Origin of the sequence: Streptomyces echinatus (assembly GCF_014203595.1) — a bacterium.
GTDB classification, from domain to species: Bacteria; Actinomycetota; Actinomycetes; order Streptomycetales; family Streptomycetaceae; genus Streptomyces; species Streptomyces echinatus.
Genome location: NZ_JACHJK010000004.1, coordinates 330,219 through 346,749, shown reverse-complemented (window position 1 = coordinate 346,749; position 16,531 = coordinate 330,219). Strand labels below are relative to the sequence as shown.

At 74.2% G+C, this 16,531-nt stretch carries 10 protein-coding genes and 1 pseudogene; 3 read left to right on the top strand and 8 right to left on the bottom strand.

The window, feature by feature from the left end; translation table 11 throughout:
• Positions 1-94: 94 nt before the first annotated feature.
• Both purH and purN read right to left on the bottom strand, forming a co-directional pair.
• A complete protein-coding gene (gene purH, locus FHS34_RS14120; RefSeq protein ID WP_184964911.1) occupies positions 95-1,681 on the bottom strand; it encodes a bifunctional phosphoribosylaminoimidazolecarboxamide formyltransferase/IMP cyclohydrolase in 1,587 nt (528 codons plus the stop codon).
• Entirely contained in the window at positions 1,678-2,316 is a 639-nt protein-coding gene (gene purN / locus FHS34_RS14115; protein WP_184964909.1) for a phosphoribosylglycinamide formyltransferase, read from the bottom strand. The genes purH and purN overlap by 4 nt, the downstream gene beginning before the upstream one ends.
• A 281-nt stretch (positions 2,317-2,597) precedes the next feature.
• On the opposite strand from purN, the gene FHS34_RS14110 reads away from it, so the two are divergent.
• Positions 2,598-3,638: a hypothetical protein gene (locus FHS34_RS14110; protein ID WP_184964907.1), complete on the top strand. Its 1,041-nt coding sequence runs from the start codon at positions 2,598-2,600 to the stop codon at positions 3,636-3,638.
• 93 nt (positions 3,639-3,731) lie between these two features.
• Here FHS34_RS14110 and FHS34_RS43795 read toward each other — a convergent pair whose 3' ends face one another.
• Positions 3,732-5,828, bottom strand: coding sequence for a cell division protein PerM (locus FHS34_RS43795; RefSeq protein WP_221508880.1), 2,097 nt, complete (start codon positions 5,826-5,828; stop codon positions 3,732-3,734).
• 110 nt (positions 5,829-5,938) lie between these two features.
• Between FHS34_RS43795 and FHS34_RS14100 the strand changes: the two genes are divergently transcribed.
• Positions 5,939-6,916 (top strand): RNA polymerase sigma factor, encoded by a 978-nt coding sequence (locus tag FHS34_RS14100; RefSeq protein WP_184964903.1) that lies wholly within the window; start codon positions 5,939-5,941, stop codon positions 6,914-6,916.
• 249 nt (positions 6,917-7,165) lie between these two features.
• Here the strand turns inward: FHS34_RS14100 and sucD are convergent, their stop codons facing one another.
• From sucD to FHS34_RS14075, 5 genes and pseudogenes are all read right to left on the bottom strand, one after another.
• Positions 7,166-8,050: a succinate--CoA ligase subunit alpha gene (gene sucD, locus FHS34_RS14095; protein ID WP_184964901.1), complete on the bottom strand. Its 885-nt coding sequence runs from the start codon at positions 8,048-8,050 to the stop codon at positions 7,166-7,168.
• Positions 8,051-8,077: 27 nt separating this feature from the next.
• A complete protein-coding gene (gene sucC / locus FHS34_RS14090) occupies positions 8,078-9,259 on the bottom strand; it encodes an ADP-forming succinate--CoA ligase subunit beta (RefSeq protein WP_184964899.1) in 1,182 nt (393 codons plus the stop codon).
• Positions 9,260-9,755: 496 nt separating this feature from the next.
• The gene (locus FHS34_RS14085) at positions 9,756-10,949 is read right to left on the bottom strand and encodes a VWA domain-containing protein (protein WP_184964897.1); all 1,194 of its coding nucleotides are present in this window, start codon (positions 10,947-10,949) and stop codon (positions 9,756-9,758) included.
• A 260-nt stretch (positions 10,950-11,209) separates the two neighbouring features.
• A pseudogene (locus FHS34_RS14080) lies at positions 11,210-13,741 on the bottom strand (DUF5682 family protein); the annotation flags it as partial.
• Positions 13,738-14,868 carry an ATP-binding protein gene (locus FHS34_RS14075; protein ID WP_184964896.1) on the bottom strand — a complete coding sequence of 377 codons (1,131 nt, stop codon included), beginning with the start codon at positions 14,866-14,868 and terminating at the stop codon, positions 13,738-13,740. The pseudogene FHS34_RS14080 and the gene FHS34_RS14075, both read right to left, overlap by 4 nt.
• Positions 14,869-15,000: 132 nt before the next feature.
• On the opposite strand from FHS34_RS14075, the gene FHS34_RS14070 reads away from it, so the two are divergent.
• The gene (locus tag FHS34_RS14070; protein ID WP_184964894.1) at positions 15,001-16,356 is read left to right on the top strand and encodes an SWIM zinc finger family protein; all 1,356 of its coding nucleotides are present in this window, start codon (positions 15,001-15,003) and stop codon (positions 16,354-16,356) included.
• Positions 16,357-16,531 lie beyond the last annotated feature (175 nt).

Here is a 16,531-nt window from a genome sequence, read left to right as displayed (position 1 = left end):
GATACGCGTGGTCCCGCCCGTCGGAGGACGGGCGGGACCGGACCGCTCGGTGCGGCGCACGCTCAGCGTGGGAACGCTCGGCGCGGGTGGTGGCTCAGTGGAAGAAGTGGCGCGTGCCCGTGAAGTACATCGTCACGCCCGCCTTCTTGGCGGCCTCCACGACCTGCTCGTCCCGGATCGAGCCGCCCGGCTGGACGATCGCCCGGACACCGGCGCCGATGAGGATCTCCGGGCCGTCGGGGAAGGGGAAGAAGGCGTCGGAGGCCGCGTAGGAACCCCGGGCCCGCTCCTCGCCGGCCCGCTCGACGGCCAGCTTGCAGGAGTCGACGCGGTTGACCTGGCCCATGCCGACGCCGACCGAGGCACCGCCCTTGGCCAGCAGGATCGCGTTGGACTTCACCGCGCGGCACGCCCTCCAGGCGAAGGCCAGCTCGGCCAGCTCCGCGGCGGACAGCGCCTCACCGCTGGCCAGCGTCCAGTTGGCCGGGTCGTCGCCCTCGGCCTGCAGCCGGTCGGCGGCCTGGAGCAGCGCACCGCCGTCGATCGGCTTGACCTCGACCGGGTGGGCCGGGGCGTCGGGGCAGCGCAGCACGCGGATGTTCTTCTTCTTGGTGAGGGCCTCCAGCGCGCCCTCCTCGTAGTCCGGGGCGACGATGACCTCGGTGAAGATCTCCGCGACCTGCTCGGCCATCTCCTTGCTGACCGGCCGGTTGACCGCGATCACGCCGCCGAACGCGGACAGCGGGTCGCAGGCGTGCGCCTTGCGGTGCGCCTCGGCGACGTCCGCGCCCACCGCGATGCCGCAGGGGTTGGCGTGCTTGATGATCGCGACACAGGGCTCGGTGTGGTCGTACGCGGCACGGCGCGCGGCGTCCGTGTCCGTGTAGTTGTTGTACGACATCTCCTTGCCGTGCAGCTGCTCGGCCGCCGCGAGGCCGCCCTCGCCCGAGGTGTAGAGGGCGGCGGGCTGGTGCGGGTTCTCGCCGTAGCGCAGGGTGTGCGCGCGCTCCAGAGTGGTGCCGATGAACTCAGGGAACGCGCCCGCGGCGGAGCCGCTGTCGGACGCGGTGTCGGCGGGGGCGTACGAGGAGGCGAACCAGGAGGCGACCGCGATGTCGTACTCGGCGGTGTGCCGGAAGGCCTCGGCGGCCAGGCGCTTGCGGGCGGCGAGGTCGAAGCCGCCGTCCTGCACCGCGGCGAGGACGTCGGCGTACCGGCCGGGGCTCGTGACCACGGCGACGGACGGGTGGTTCTTGGCGGCGGCGCGGACCATCGACGGGCCGCCGATGTCGATCTGCTCCACGCACTCGTCGGGCGAGGCGCCGGAGGCGACGGTCTCCCGGAACGGGTAGAGGTTGACGACGACCAGGTCGAACGGCTCCACACCCAGCTCGGCGAGCTGCTCGCGGTGGCTGTCCAGACGCAGGTCGGCGAGGATGCCCGCGTGCACCTTCGGGTGCAGTGTCTTCACCCGGCCGTCCAGGCACTCGGGGAAGCCGGTCAGCTCCTCGACCTTGGTGACGGGGACACCGGCGGCGGTGATCCGGCCGGCCGTGGACCCGGTGGAGACCAGCTCCACACCGGCCTCGTGCAGCCCGCGGGCCAGCTCCTCCAGGCCGGTCTTGTCGTACACGCTGACCAGCGCGCGACGGATGGCCCGCTTGTTGCTCTCGGCGGTCACTGGATAACTACCTTTCGTCCCTCGATGCGATAGCCGTTGCGGGCGAGCCGCCCCACGACCTCGACGAGCAGCCTTCGCTCGACTTCCTTGATGCGCTCGTGCAGCGCGCTCTCGTCGTCCTCGTCCCGGATCTCGACCACGCCCTGAGCGATGATCGGCCCGGTGTCGACGCCGTCGTCGACGAAGTGGACGGTGCAGCCGGTGACCCTTGCGCCGTACGCGAGCGCGTCACGGACGCCGTGGGCGCCGGGAAAACTGGGGAGGAGGGCGGGATGGGTGTTGACGAAGCGTCCACCGAAGCGGGCCAGGAACTCCTTGCCCACGATCTTCATGAAACCCGCGGAGACCACGAGGTCGGGCTCGTACCCGGCCACGGCCTCGGTGAGGGCGGCGTCCCACTCCGCACGGGAGGCGTGGTCCTTCACCTTGCACACGAAGGTGGGGATCCCGGCGCGCTCGGCGCGGGCCAGCCCCTCGATACCGGTGCGGTCGGCGCCGACGGCCACGACCTGGGCTCCGTACGCCTCGACGCCGGCGGCGGCGATCTCGTCCAGCAGCGCCTGCAGATTGGTGCCGGAGCCGGAGACCAGCACGACGAGGCGCTTGGCTGCCGGGCCGGCGGAGGTGGCGGCCACGATGGGGCCCTTTCTCGGGTTGCGATCCGTGTACGGCCGGTTTGTACAGTCGTACGAATGCTTCGCGCCCTCGTATACGGGGAAGTCTACGAAGCGGCCGACCGCCAGCAACGATACCGGCACTCAGGACGGGCCCCCCGGGACGGGTGGCCGGCCGGAAGGTAGCGTTCGCACGGAATCACGAAAGAGCAACCTCGGGAACGCGGTCGTCGTGCGGTGCGTTCACGGGGTGGAAGCTCACGTCGGACTGCCGTAGTCACCTAGGGGAAGACGCTCTTTTGATGCCCGATCGCAGCCTGCGACTCCTCACGTTCCCGCCGCGCCCGGCCCAGGGAGGCGAGAGGGGCGCCGCACTGCTGCGGGAGCGTCCGGCCTCGCCTCCGGCGCAGACGCCCCAGGGCGGACCGGGCTCCGGCCAGGGCGGTGCCGGGAACGGCGGCTCGGGCCAGGGCGGCTCCGGCGCGGACGGCTCAGGGCAGGGCGGTCCGGGACAGGGCGGTTCCGGGCAGGGCGGTTCCGGGCGAGACGGTGGGTCGCGGGAAGAGAATCCGTTCGCGCCGCCGCCGGAGGGCGCGCCGGACCGGCCGTGGCAGCCCCGTCACCCCGGTGGCTCGCCCGGCCATGGACACGGTCACGCTCCGGGCTGGGGCCCTCCGGGACAGGGACAGCCGGGTTACGGCCCGGGGCAGGGTCAGGGACAGGGGCAGGAACAGCCGGGTTACGGGCCTGGACAGGGTCCGGGTCACGGGCCGGGGCAGGGGCCCGGCGGTGGTCATGGGCCCGAGGGTGGCGCGCCCTGGGGCGGTCAGTGGAGCGACCGGCAGCCGGGCCGTTCCCCCGGTGGGTTCGGCGAGCGGCCGGGCGGCGGACCGCAGGGGCCCGGCGGACCGCAGGGCCCCGGCATGCGCTGGGATCCGACGGACCCGGCCCAGCGCCGCGCGCGGTACGCCCTGCTCTCCGGCATGTGGGCCGTCTTCTTCGCCCTGTTCAGCTGGCCGTACGTGGCCCTGCTGCTGGGCGCCCTGGCCCTGTACTGGGGCAGCAGCGCGTTGCGCGCCAAGCCGCGCCGCCCGTCCCCGGACGCCCCGGCGGCACCGGCGGCACCGGCGGCGGTCGGCAAGCCGCAGCGGACGGCGGCCGTCAGCGGTCTGGTCACGGCGTCCCTGGCACTGGTCCTGGTGGCCTCGACGTTCACCGTCCAGCTGGTCTACCGCGACTACTACACCTGCGTCGGCGACGCCCTCACCCATGAGGCCAAGCAGTCCTGCGAGACCCTGCTCCCGCGGGAGCTGCGGGGCGTCCTGGGCACGCAGGACGACTGAGGCCGCTCACTCGACGGCGGCCGCTCACTCGACGGGGCCGCCCACACGGCAGGTCCGGTCGCTCGACAGGGCCGCCCGCACGACGGGGGCCGCTCACTCGGCGGGGTCCGGCCGGGAGTCGGGACGCGGGTCGGGACGGGACTCCGGCCGGGGCTCGGGGTCCGACTCCGGCCGGGACCTCGAGTGAGTCTCCGACCGGGGCTCGGCGGCCGGCCAGGGAGCGGTTCCGGCCGCGTCCCGGGACGCGGCCGCCCTCAGGGCCGCCCAGCGGGAGGCGCGGGCGACGTCGTCGTGCCAGTCCGCGGGGAAGGGCTCGGAGAACGGGGTCGGGAACGGGTCCTCGGCGGGGACGAAGTCGTACAGGTCCTCCTCCGCGACTTCGGCGGTACCGGGCGAGGCCGCCCTCCCGGTGGACGCCGCCGCCTTCTCCCCCAGCGTCTCCTTCTCCTTGCCCGCGTTCTTGGACGTGGCCCAGAGGCCGCTCCCACCGGCGGCCCCGCCGACCGCGTCCGCCCCCTCGCCTGCGGTCCCGTCGGCCCTGGCCGCCGGCACACCGTCGGTGCGCGCCGCCTCGCCGACGGCATCGGCCGCCTCCGGAACCGGCGCCGCCGCCACCGCCGTACCGTTCCCCGCGGTTCTCTCGGTCCCCGTAGTGCTCTCGGTCCCCGCCGTACCCTCGTTGCCCGCAGTGCTCTCAGGCCCCGCCGGTCCCGCCTTCTCCGCGGTCACCGTCTTCCCTGCTTCCGCCGCCGCCTCCGCCGTGGGCGCGGGCACCGGCGCCACGGCCGCCTTGCCGGCCTTCGCCCCGTCGGCGGCCGGCGGTCCCTTCACCGCCGTACCCCCTGCCCCCGCCCCCGTCCCCTGCGCCGGGATGGCGCCCTGACGCGGGCGTCGGCGGCGCAGTCGCCAGGCCCGCGCGACCAGCGCCACCGGCAGCGCGAAGACCAGAGTCCAGACGCCGGCCGCTCCCCCGGTCAGCCACCACAGCGGGCCGAGGTGGGCCAGTGCGGCCTCCCCCAGGCTGCCGCCCGCCAGCAGGGCGAGGAGGGCGAGCGACACGGCGCAGACCGTCGCCGTCAGCACGACCACACCGCAGGTCCGGGCGGCCGTCCAGCGGGCCCGCGCCCGCTCCCCGGGCTCCGCCCGCCGTACCGCCGCCCGCGCCACGAACCACCCCGCCGTCATCCCGGCCACCGCCGGCACCAGCCCCACCGCCCAGTTCTGCTGCGTGCCGACGCCCGGCTCCGGCACCGCGGCCAGCAGCGGGAACGGCGGCAGCAGCGGGGCGGGGTGGGACGCGAGCGGGTTGACCAGGTGGCCGGCGCCGAGGACGAAGCCGGGGCCGAGCGCGTAGGACGCGGCCCATACCGCGGCGTTGGGAATCAGCGCGACACCGAGCAGGAGTACGGCGAACCGCCCGGTCCACCCCGCCGTCAGCTGCAGGAACGAGGCCCGCGCCAGGTCGCCGTGCCACACCAGCGACCCCCCGACCAGCAGGGCCCCGCCCCCGAAGAGCACCGCCGTCGCGGCACCGGCGGCCCGCACGGCCGCGCCCAGCCGGGCCCGCTCGTCCGTGCCGAACAGCAGCCGCCGCACCGGCCCGGGCAGCACCCCGAGCGCGCGCAGCAGGGGTTCGCGCGGGCAGCCGTACGCCGCCCACACCCCGGCGCCGGCCGCGCTCGCCGCGACGGCCGGCAGACACACCGTCACCCAGGTCCATTCCGGCCGCAGTTCACCACTGGAGCAGTACAGCCCCACCGCGACGCCGACACCCAGATAGCCGAGGACCACGCCCGCCCACGCGGTACGCGCCGGCACCGGCGGCGGGCCGTCCGGGTCGCCGGACGCGTCGGTGGCGTCCCGTGCCGCCCGGTACAGCAGCCACACCGGCAGGACTAGCAGCAGCAGCGGGGCGACACCGACCGGCATGGGCGCACCGGAGAGCGTGTCGACGCGGACCAGTTCCACGCCGTGCGCCAGCAGCCACAGGGCGGCGGCGACGTGCAGCGCCCCGTCCGGCCCGCTGTCCGGATACGGCGAGCTGACCCACAGCATCATGACGAGCACGGCGAGGGTGCCGAGGCCCAGACCGGCCGCGACGGCGCCGTTCAGCACGCCGGCGGCGAGGCCGGGCGAGCGGTCACGCAGCCGGGAGCGCAGGGGCGACAACGACGAGTGGCGAGCGGTCATCCGGATCACACCGCCATGCTCCCAACGACACGCGCTTTCCCGGCGTAACAGGCGAACCCCCGAAGTGTCGCTCAATATACGTTTATGTTCTTTATCGCACGAAAGGGCGCATGGTGACGACGAAGCAGACCCCTGCCGGCCCGCCGCCACCGACGGGCAGACGCCGACGCCTGCGCCGCTCCGGCGCGCTGACGCCGGATCATAAAATGTCGGCGCGGACGAGTCCGGCCACCCCGACGGCGGAACCGGAGCAACAGGCCGACGTGCCCGCCGCGTCCGGCCCTCCCCAGCCCCTGACGCCCGATCAGGCATTCGACGCGCTGTACGCGTTCTGCGCCCCCGCCCTCGTACGCCAGACGTATCTGCTCAGCGGGCGCCGGGAGCTGGCCCGGGAGGCCGTGGAACGGGCCTTCCAGCTGGCCTGGCAGCGCTGGCCGGAGGTGGCCCAGGACCGGGATCCGGCCGGCTGGGTGCGGGCAGTCGCGTACGACTGCGCGCTCTCCCCCTGGCACCGCTTCCGCCCCCGCTACCGGTCCCCGGAGCCCCCGCCCGCCGACCCGGCCGCGCGGGAACTGCTGCACGCGCTGCTCACGCTGCCGCCGTCGTACCGGCGCACGCTGGTGCTGTACGACGGTGTGGGCCTCGACCTGCCGGAGACGGCGGCGGAGACGGAGGCGAGCACACCGGCCGCGGCGACCCGGCTGACCCACGCGCGGGAGGCGGTGGCCGCGCGGGTGCCGGAGCTGGCCGATCCCGCCGAGCTCCATCGCCGGCTGCTCGTGCTGGCCTCGGCCGAGCGGCTGAGCGCGCCCAGGCCGCCGACCGTGCGGACCGGCTGCGAACGCCGGAACGTCTTCTGGACCCGGGCGGCGATCGCGTTCACGGTGACGATCATCGGCGCGACGGCGCTCACGCTCAGGACGGCACCGACGCGGTACGAGGCGCCGGTGGCCCCGGCCCAGGCGGTTCACGGAGTTCCGCCCCCTGCCGGGCTGGGTCCGCTGTCGCAGGAGGAGCAGGCGCTGCGCACGAAGCTCCACCGATCGGAGGCGAGCGGCCCGGAAAGACTGACACCGGACACCCGCTGACGAGTCGGCACCCGCCGTGGCACCGCGAGGTACCGGCCGTCAGCGACCCGCCGTGGCGCCTCGTGGCAGCGGCCGGGTGCGGCGCCGTCGTGGTCGCTCGCACAGTTCCCCGCGCCTCCGGGGAGCCGCCGCGCCGTTGGCCTCGGCGGCTCCGTCGGCTTGGTGGCGCCGTGGGCGGAGACGGCGGTGGGCCCGTCCCCTCAGGGGGCGGGCCCACCGGCAGCCGACCGGGAAAGGCCGGCTGGAGACTCAGGCGCTCAGGATCTCGCGGGCGAGCTTGGCCGTCTCGGTCGGGGTCTTGCCGACCTTGACGCCCGCGGCCTCCAGGGCTTCCTTCTTGGCCTGCGCGGTGCCGGAGGAACCGGAGACGATGGCGCCGGCGTGGCCCATGGTCTTGCCCTCGGGCGCGGTGAAGCCCGCGACGTAACCGACGACCGGCTTGGTCACGTTCTCCTTGATGAACGCGGCCGCGCGCTCCTCGGCGTCGCCACCGATCTCACCGATCATGACGATCAGGTCGGTGTCGGGGTCGTCCTGGAACGCGGCCAGGGCGTCGATGTGCGTGGTGCCGATGATCGGGTCGCCACCGATGCCGACGGCGGTGGAGAAGCCGATGTCCCGCAGCTCGTACATCATCTGGTACGTCAGCGTGCCGGACTTCGACACCAGGCCGATGCGGCCCGGCTTGGTGATGTCGCCCGGGATGATGCCGACGTTCGACTGGCCCGGGGTGATGATGCCGGGGCAGTTCGGGCCGATGATCCGGGTCTTGTTGCCCTTCTTGCCCGCGTACGCCCAGAAGGACGCCGTGTCGTGCACGGCGATGCCCTCGGTGATGACGACGGCCAGCGGGATCTCGGCGTCGATGGCCTCGACGACCGCGTCCTTGGTGAACTTCTCCGGCACGAAGATGACGGAGACGTTGGCGCCGGTGGCCTCGATGGCCTCCTTGACGGTACCGAAGACCGGTACCTCGGTGCCGTCGAAGTCGACCTTCTGACCGGCCTTGCGCGGGTTGACGCCGCCCACGACGTTGGTGCCGTCACCGAGCATGAGCTTGGTGTGCTTCATGCCCGTGGCGCCGGTCATGCCCTGGACGATGACCTTGCTGTCCTTGTTGAGCCAGATAGCCATGGTGTGTTGTGTCCTCGTCCTGAGTGCTTACTTGGCGGCGTGGGCCAGCTCGGCGGCCTTGTCGGCCGCGCCGTCCATGGTGTCGACGCGCTGCACCAGCGGGTGGTTCGCGTCGGTGAGGATCTGCCGGCCCAGCTCGGCGTTGTTGCCGTCGAGACGGACGACGAGCGGCTTGGAGACGTTCTCGCCGCGGTCCTCCAGGAGCTTCAGGGCCTGGACGATGCCGTTGGCGACCTCGTCACAGGCGGTGATGCCGCCGAAGACGTTCACGAACACGGACTTGACGTCCGGGTCGCCCAGGATGATCTCCAGGCCGTTCGCCATGACCTGGGCAGAGGCGCCACCGCCGATGTCCAGGAAGTTGGCGGGCTTGACGCCGCCGTGGTTCTCACCGGCGTACGCGACGACGTCCAGGGTGCTCATGACGAGACCGGCGCCGTTGCCGATGATGCCGACCTCGCCCTCGAGCTTGACGTAGTTGAGACCCTTCGCCTTGGCCGCGGCCTCGAGCGGGTTGGCCGCGTCCTTGTCGTGGAGCTCCTCGTACTCGGGGTGGCGGAACTCGGCGTTCTCGTCGAGCGACACCTTGCCGTCGAGGGCGATGACGTCACCGGAGGCGACCTTCGCGAGCGGGTTGACCTCGACGAGGAGGGCGTCCGACTTGATGAAGGTGTCCCACAGCTTGATCAGGACGTTGACGACCTTGTCCGCGACCTCGGCCGGGAACTTGGCGGCCTCGACGATCTCGCGGGCCTTGGCCTCGTCCACGCCGTCGATGGCGTCGATCGCGATCTTGGCGACGGCCTCCGGACGGGTGGCCGCCACCTCCTCGATCTCCATGCCGCCCTCGACGGAGGCGATGGAGAGGAAGGTGCGGTTGGCACGGTCGAGGAGGAAGGAGACGTAGTACTCCTCGAGGATCTCCGGGGCGGTCTCGGCGATCATCACCTTGTGGACCGTGTGGCCCTTGATGTCCATGCCGAGGATGTCCGTCGCGCGGGCGACGGCCTCGTCCGCGGAGGCGGCCAGCTTGACGCCACCGGCCTTGCCGCGACCACCGACCTTCACCTGCGCCTTGACGACGGACTTGCCGCCCAGCCGCTCGGTGATCTCGCGCGCCGCCTCAGGCGTATCGATGACTTCACCGGCCAGCACCGGTACATCGTGCTTGGCGAAGAGGTCCCTCGCCTGGTACTCGAACAGGTCCACGCGCTTCCGTCCCTATCAGTGATCTCGCGGTTCGTTGGATGCGTGGGCGTGCCGCGAAGGGCAACGTGACGTCCGCTTGTCACTAGGGGAGCGCACACGGTGTCCGAGCGCGCGGCATGTCCGTCTCGCAGGTTATCGCCGCTTGCGGGGGCACCCTAAATCGAGGGTCACACCTGAGCGGTGATACCTGTCACATGATGCCCTCATTCCTGGCACAGCGTGCCGTCGTATGGGTCACGCCGCGTACCCCCGGGTGAGGTGCGAGGCCTCACCGGGCTGGGGTGGACCCGGTGAGACCCCCGACGGCTCCGGGTCGTCCCGGGGCCGGGGCGCTTGATCCCCACCCCAATGGGGACCACCCACCCCTTCCGCGGGGCTCCGCCCGGGCGCCCCGATGGCGTTCGGTCGTCCGGGTGCGGCGACCCCGCGGAGCTTGCGTCGCCGCCCACTCCGGTACCGGGTGCCCCCGTCGGCCCCCTGTCACGCCGGTCCGCCGTCACGCCGCGTCCGGCATCGGCAGTGGCCGCCTCTCCAGCGCCGCGGCCATCACCTCGGGGAACAGGTCGGGTGTGCAGGCGAAGGCCGGTGCGCCGAGGGCGGCGAGCGCCGCCGCGTGCTCCCGGTCGTACGCGGGCGCCCCCTCGTCCGACAACGCGAGCAGCGTCACGAACCGCACGCCGGACGCCTTCATCGCCGCGACCCGCTTCAGCATCTCGTCGCGGATGCCGCCCTCGTAGAGATCGCTGATCAGCACCACGACGGTCTCGGCCGGCCGGGTGATCTGCCCCTGGCAGTAGGCCAGCGCCCGGTTGATGTCCGTGCCGCCGCCGAGCTGGGTGCCGAAGAGCACGTCCACGGGGTCGTCCAGCTGGTCGGCGAGATCGACGACCGCCGTGTCGAAGACGACCAGCCGGGTGCTGATCGACCGCATGGAGGCCAGGACCGCCCCGAACACCGACGCGTACACCACCGACGCGGCCATCGACCCGGACTGGTCGACGCAGAGCACGACCTCCTTCTTCACCGACCGCGCGGCCCGCCCGTGACCGATGAGCCGTTCCGGTACGACCGTGCGGTACTCGGGCAGATAGTGCTTCAGGTTGGCCGCGATGGTCCGGTTCCAGTCGATGTCGTGGTGGCGGGGTCGCTGCACGCGCGCGCTGCGGTCCAGGGCGCCGGTGAGGGTCGCCCGGGTACGGGTCGCGAGCCGCTTCTCCAGGTCCTCGACCACCTTGCGCACGACCGCGCGCGCCGTCTCCTTCGTGGTGTCCGGCATCGCCTTGTGCAGCGAGAGCAGCGTGCCGACCAGGTGCACGTCGGCCTCCACCGCCTCCAGCATCTCCGGTTCCAGCAGCAGCGAGGCCAGGCCCAGCCGGTCGATGGCGTCGCGCTGCATGACCTGGACGACGGAGGACGGGAAGTAGCCGCGGATGTCCCCGAGCCAGCGCGCGACGGACGGCGCCGAGGCACCGAGCCCCGCCGACCGGTCCCGGCCCGACTGCGCTCTGTCGCTCCTGCCGTAGAGCGCGGCGAGCGTGCCGTCCATCGCCGCGTCCCGGCCGGACAGCGTGCATCCGGTGCCGTCGGCCTGGTCTCCGCCGAGCACCAGCCGCCAGCGCCGCAGACGCTCCCGCGCCGGGTCGAGCGCCTGGTCCGGCGCCGATGCCGGTCCTGTCGTCGTGTGCGTCATGTGCCCACCCCCGTGAGGCCGTAGTGGTCGTCCGCGCCGCCGTGCGTCGCACCGGACGTTCCGGCCCGTCCGCCGGTCCGGTGGTCGTCCTGCTCTCCGTCCCGCTTGTCGTCCTGCTCTCCGTCCCTCTTGTCGTCCTGCTTTCCGTCCCGCTTGCCGTCCTGCTTTCGGTCCTGCTTTCCGTCCCGCTTGTCGTCCGGGGTCCGGCCGTGCGGTGTGACCTTCGGGGTGGCGTGCGCCGTGTCCCGGTCCGCGTCGAGGCCGAGCAGCAGTCGCAGCACCGGCAGCACGGCGTCGGCGCGTGCGGTGTCCGGTTCGGCGGCGAAGCCGGGGATCCCGGCTCCCCGGGCGGCGGCTCCGCCCGGCCCTTCGCCGGGGCCGCGCCGGACCAGTTCGCCGAGCGTTCTGCGCACCCCCGGCTCGTACGCCGCGAAGGTGCGCCGCAGCAAGGGCAGGACGTCCGTGAAGGACTCCGCCGGCACCCCGGTCAGCCAGGTGTCGAGCAGGCCGAGCAGCCGCTCGTCGTGGACCAGCAGCAGTCCGCCCCCGCCTCCGGCGAAACCCTCGATCCAGGCGGCGGCAGCGGCGGGCGGGGTTCCCGGCGACAGCGCCAGCCCCATCAGCCGGGCCGCCTCCTCCGGCCGCAGCGCACCCTCGTCCAGCAGCAGCCGCACGGCCCGCCCCCGGATGACACCGGGCGCGGTGTCCCGCGACGACAGCACCCGCAACACGGCCCGCCAACGCTCCCGCAGCCCACCACCACGGCTCCGGCCGTCGTGGACCCGGCCGTCGCGTTCCGCCCAGCCACCTCCCTGCTCCCGACCGCCTCCGCCGTCGCCGTGGTCCCGGCCGTCCTCGTGACGACCGCCGTCCCCCTCCGCGCCGGCTTGGTCCCGGCCGCCGGCCTCCTCCCCGCTGGCGCCGTCGGCGCCTCCCGTCGCTGTGCCGGCCAGGGTTTCCGTCAACAGGCCGACCGCCGTGTGCACGTCGTCCACATGGCCGCGCATCTCGTCCGCCGCGTCCGCGTCGAGCGCGGCGCAGGCCGGGGGGAGGCCGACGAAGACGCGCTCGGCGAGGCCCGCCGCGACCTCCGCCAGCGCGCCGGTGTCGGTGCCGCGGACGTCGCCGTAGCGCAGCGAGCGGACCAGGGCGGGCAGTGCCTGGGCGAGGTGCCCGACGTCGGTGTCCAGGGCCGCCCGGTCGGCGAGCACCCGCATGACCACGGGCAGCGCGTCCGGCAGCCCGGCCAGCAGGCACTGCTCGGCGAGCGCGGTCACGTCGGCGAGGGCACGCGCAGCCGTCGCGTCCGCCTCGGCCTTGGCGCGGGCCGCCGCGTGGACGGTCGTCCCCCACACGCCCGCCTCGGCGACCCGCACCGACAGCTCGGGCTCCCAGCGCAGCAGCCAGGTCTCCCGGAAGGTGCCCGTGCTCCCCCGGGACCGGGCCGGCTCGCCCCAGCCGACCCCGAGCAGCCGCAGCCGGTGCAGCAGCCGGCTCCGCCCGGCGTCGGTTTCACCGCGCAGGTCCAGTTCCAGCTCGCGCTCCTGCGCCTCGGGCTTGAGCCGCAGCGAGCGCTGCCGCCGGGCCAGGTCGCGCTGCAACGGCACCGCGGGCGCCGACTCCGGGACCTCGCCCAGGACGTCCCCGACCACCAGCCGGTCGTGCACCAGCGCCAGCGGCACGTCCGAGCCGTCGCACAGCACCGCGCGCACGGCGTCGGTGGTCTCGGCGAGGCCGGGCAGCGGACGGCCGCGCAGCGCCGCCAGGGTCTCCGCGAGCCGTACCGCCTCGATGACGTGTGCAGAGGAGACGATCCGGTCCTCCTCGCGCAGCAGCCCGGCCACCTTGGTCAGCCATCGCTCGACCGGCCGGTCGGGGGCGCGGAAGAGATGTCCGTACCAGCCGGGCGAGTCGATGCCCGCGCCGTATCCACCGGCCCGGGCCAGCCGACGGTGTGTCCACGGCACCCAGGTCAGGTCCGTCTTGACCTTGGGCAGCCCCTTGAGCAGCGCCCGGTCGGCGGTGACGGTGGTCTTCTCGCGCAGCGCGGGCACGTGCCAGGCCCCGCACACCACGGCCAGGGCGCTTCCGAACTCCTTGCGCGCCTCCCGCAGCCGCAGCCGCATGTGCGCCTCGCGGACGAGGTCCCGGCGGCGCCCGCCCGCGCCGTACCGCTCGCGCAGCGCGCCCATGGCCTCCGCCACCGCGGCGAACGGTGCGAACGGGTCGCGCGCGCCCGGTCCCCGGTGCTCGACGACGTCCTCCCACCAGCGCTCCGGGTCGTCGTGTCCGGCCGCCTCGGCGAGCACGGCCAGCGGATCGACGCGCATCCGGTCGCCGTCGGAGGCGGGGCCGAGCCCGGGCCCCTGGCGGTCGTCCGCGACGCCGGGTCCGGACGCGGGCGGTTCCCCGTCCTCCCACGCGGGCGGTTCCCCGTCCTCCCACGCGAGCGTGTGCGTGGCCGGCAGGTCGAAGAAGCGGGCCGGGACGCCCTGCTCCAGCGCCCACCGGATGGCCACCCACTCGGGGCTGAACTCGGCGAACGGCCAGAAGGCCGAGCGGCCGGGCTCGTCCACGGCGTGCGCGAGCAGGGCGACCGGGGGCCGCAGGCCGGGACCGGCGGCCAGCGGGATCAGCGCGTCGGCCTCCGGCGGGCCCTCGATCAGGACGGCGGCGGGGCGTGCGGCGTCCAGCGCGGCCCGTACCGCGCGCGCGGAACCGGGCCCGTGGTGCCGTACGCCGAGCAGCAGCGGCCAGGTGTCGCAGGCCGTGCCTCCGTCGGCGCCGGTCATGCGCTCACCTCTCGGCAGGCGCGGTAGAAGTCGGTCCAGCCCTCGCGCTCGCGGACGACCGTCTCCAGGTACTCCCGCCAGACGACGCGGTCGGCCGCCGGATCACGGACGACCGCGCCGAGGATGCCCGCGGCGACGTCTCCCGGGCGCAGCACGCCGTCGCCGAAGTGGGCGGCGAGCGCGAGGCCGTTGGTGACGACGGAGATCGCCTCAGCCGTGGACAGGGTGCCGCTCGGTGACTTCAGCTTCGTACGGCCGTCCGCGGTGACGCCGTCGCGCAGCTCACGGAAGACGGTGACGACCCGGCGGATCTCCTCGATGCCGTCGGGCGCGGCCGGCAGGTCGAGGGAGCGGCCGAGCTGCTCGACCCGCCGGGTGACGATGTCGACCTCGGCGTCGGCGCTCTCCGGCAGCGGCAGCACGACGGTGTTGAAGCGGCGGCGCAGGGCGCTGGAGAGGTCGTTGACCCCGCGGTCGCGGTCGTTGGCGGTCGCGATGAGATTGAACCCGCGGACCGCCTGGACCTCCTCGCCCAGTTCGGGGACGGGCAGGGTCTTCTCGGACAGGATCGTGATCAGCGTGTCCTGCACGTCGGCCGGGATACGGGTCAGCTCCTCCACACGGGCCGTCATGCCCTCGGCCATGGCGCGCATGACGGGGCTGGGCACGAGGGCGTCCCTGCTCGGGCCGTGGGCGAGGAGCCGCGCGTAGTTCCAGCCGTACCGGATCGCCTCCTCCGGTGTGCCGGCCGTGCCCTGCACCAGCAGCGTCGAATCGCCGCTGACGGCCGCGGCCAGGTGCTCCGACACCCAGGTCTTGGCGGTGCCGGGCACGCCGAGCAGGAGCAGGGCGCGGTCGGTGGCGAGCGTGGTGACGGCGACCTCGACGAGGCGGCGCGGGCCCACGTACTTGGGTGTGATCACCGTGCCGTCCGGCAGGGTGCCGCCGAGCAGGTACGTCGCCACCGCCCACGGCGACAGTTTCCAGCGGGCCGGGCGCGGGCGGTCGTCGTGCGCGGCGAGCGCGGCGAGTTCGGCCGCGAAGGCGTGCTCGGCATGCGGTCGCAACGCCTGGGCATTCTGCGCGCGGTCGGTCTCGGCGGTGGTCGGTCGCACGGACACAGTCATGGCTGAGGCCCCCTCCAGCTCGGCCGGTTCGGATCTGGCATCCACCGTGCACCACACCACTGACAATCGCTCCGACCTGGGCAAACGCGCTCGCAGGGCCGATTGTCAGTGGTGGGACCTACCGTCGGTGGCATGACTGAGCAGGGGGTGCGCTGGACCGCGGAACAGGTGCTGGCACTGGCGCCTGACGCCGCGTCACGCAAGGCGGGGAGCAAACTCGGCGCGGCCGGGCCGTGGTCCGGGACGGGGTGTGCAGAGGGGACGGTGTGGGGACTGTGCAAGGGCAGCGGCAGCAGGCCTTACCAGACGGTGGTGGACCTGACCGGCCCGGCCGGCCCGGCGTACAAGTGCGGTTGTCCGAGCCGTAAGTTCCCGTGCAAGCACGCGCTCGGGCTGCTCCTGCTGTGGGCGGGCGAGGACGGTCTGGTGCCGGCCTCCGCGCAGCCGCCGGACTGGGCCGGTGAGTGGCTCGGGGGCCGCCGCGACCGCGCCGGGACCGGGAGAGCGCGGGCCGAGGGGGGTCCGGGCGGGGGCCCCGCCGATCCGGAGGCGGCCCGGCGGCGGGCCGAACGCCGGGCGGAGCGGGTCACCGCGGGCGCGACCGAGCTGGAGCAGCGCCTGGTGGACCTGCTGCGCGGCGGCCTGGCCGCGGCCGAACAGGCGGGTTACGGACTGTGGGACGAGACGGCGGCCCGCATGGTCGACGCACAGGCGCCCGGACTCGCCGCGCGGGTGCGGGAGCTGGGGGCGATACCGGCGTCCGGCGCCGGCTGGCCGGCGCGGCTGCTGGAGGAGTGCGCGCTGCTGCATCTGCTCGACCAGGGCTGGCTGCGCCGCGACCGGCTGCCGGACGCCCTCGCGGCCACGGTCCGCTCCCGGCTCGGCCTGCCCGCCTCACCGGAAGGCCCCCCGGTGCGCGACCACTGGCTGGTCCTCGCCCAGTACGACAGGGTGGACCCGAAACTGACGACGCGCCGGATATGGCTGCACGGCGCCGAGTCCGGCCGCACGCCGCTGCTGCTGTCCTACGGCGCGGCGGGCCGGGCACCGGAGCTGTCCTTCCCGGTCGGCCTGGCCCTGGATGCCGAGCTGACCGGGTACCCGGGCGCCGGTCAGTCCCGGGCCGCCCTGGGCGAGCGGTTCGCCGCGCCGGCTCCGGCCGGGTTCCGCCCGCCGGGTGTGACCACCGCCGAGGCGTCGGCCCGGTACGGCGAGGCCCTGCGCGACGATCCCTGGCTGGAGTCGGTCCCGGTGACCCTGGGCGAGGTGATACCGGTCCCGGACGGTGACCGCTGGCAGCTGGCCGACGCCGGCACCGACACGGCCCTGCCGCTCACCCGGGCCGCCCGCTCCCGGCCCGGACTGTGGCGGCTGGTCGCGCTGTCCGGCGGCGCCCCCGTCACGGTCTTCGGCGAGTGCGGCCACCACGGCTTCACCCCGCTCACGGCCTGGCCGGAGGGGCCCGGCGAGGCGGTGCCGCTGTGCTGACCGACCGTACGGGCACACACGCGCGGGGCAGCCGGACGGACAGCCGCGCGCGGGCAGGCGAACGGACATCCACGCGCGGCGCAGGCCGACGGACACCCACGTACGGCGCAGGCCGACGGACGGCTACGCGCCGGGCAGGCGAGCGGACACCCACGCGCAGTGCGGGCGAAAGGAA

Bases quoted from the DNA above. Each gene is read 5' to 3' on its own strand.
- FHS34_RS14075 (WP_184964896.1), bottom strand. From the start codon at position 14,868: ATGACTGTGTCCGTGCGACCGACCACCGCCGAGACCGACCGCGCGCAG.
- sucD (WP_184964901.1), bottom strand. From the start codon at position 8,050: ATGGCTATCTGGCTCAACAAGGACAGCAAGGTCATCGTCCAGGGCATG.
- FHS34_RS14110 (WP_184964907.1), top strand. From the start codon at position 2,598: ATGCCCGATCGCAGCCTGCGACTCCTCACGTTCCCGCCGCGCCCGGCC.
- FHS34_RS43795 (WP_221508880.1), bottom strand. From the start codon at position 5,828: ATGACCGCTCGCCACTCGTCGTTGTCGCCCCTGCGCTCCCGGCTGCGT.
- FHS34_RS14070 (WP_184964894.1), top strand. From the start codon at position 15,001: ATGACTGAGCAGGGGGTGCGCTGGACCGCGGAACAGGTGCTGGCACTG.
- FHS34_RS14085 (WP_184964897.1), bottom strand. From the start codon at position 10,949: ATGACGCACACGACGACAGGACCGGCATCGGCGCCGGACCAGGCGCTC.
- FHS34_RS14100 (WP_184964903.1), top strand. From the start codon at position 5,939: ATGGTGACGACGAAGCAGACCCCTGCCGGCCCGCCGCCACCGACGGGC.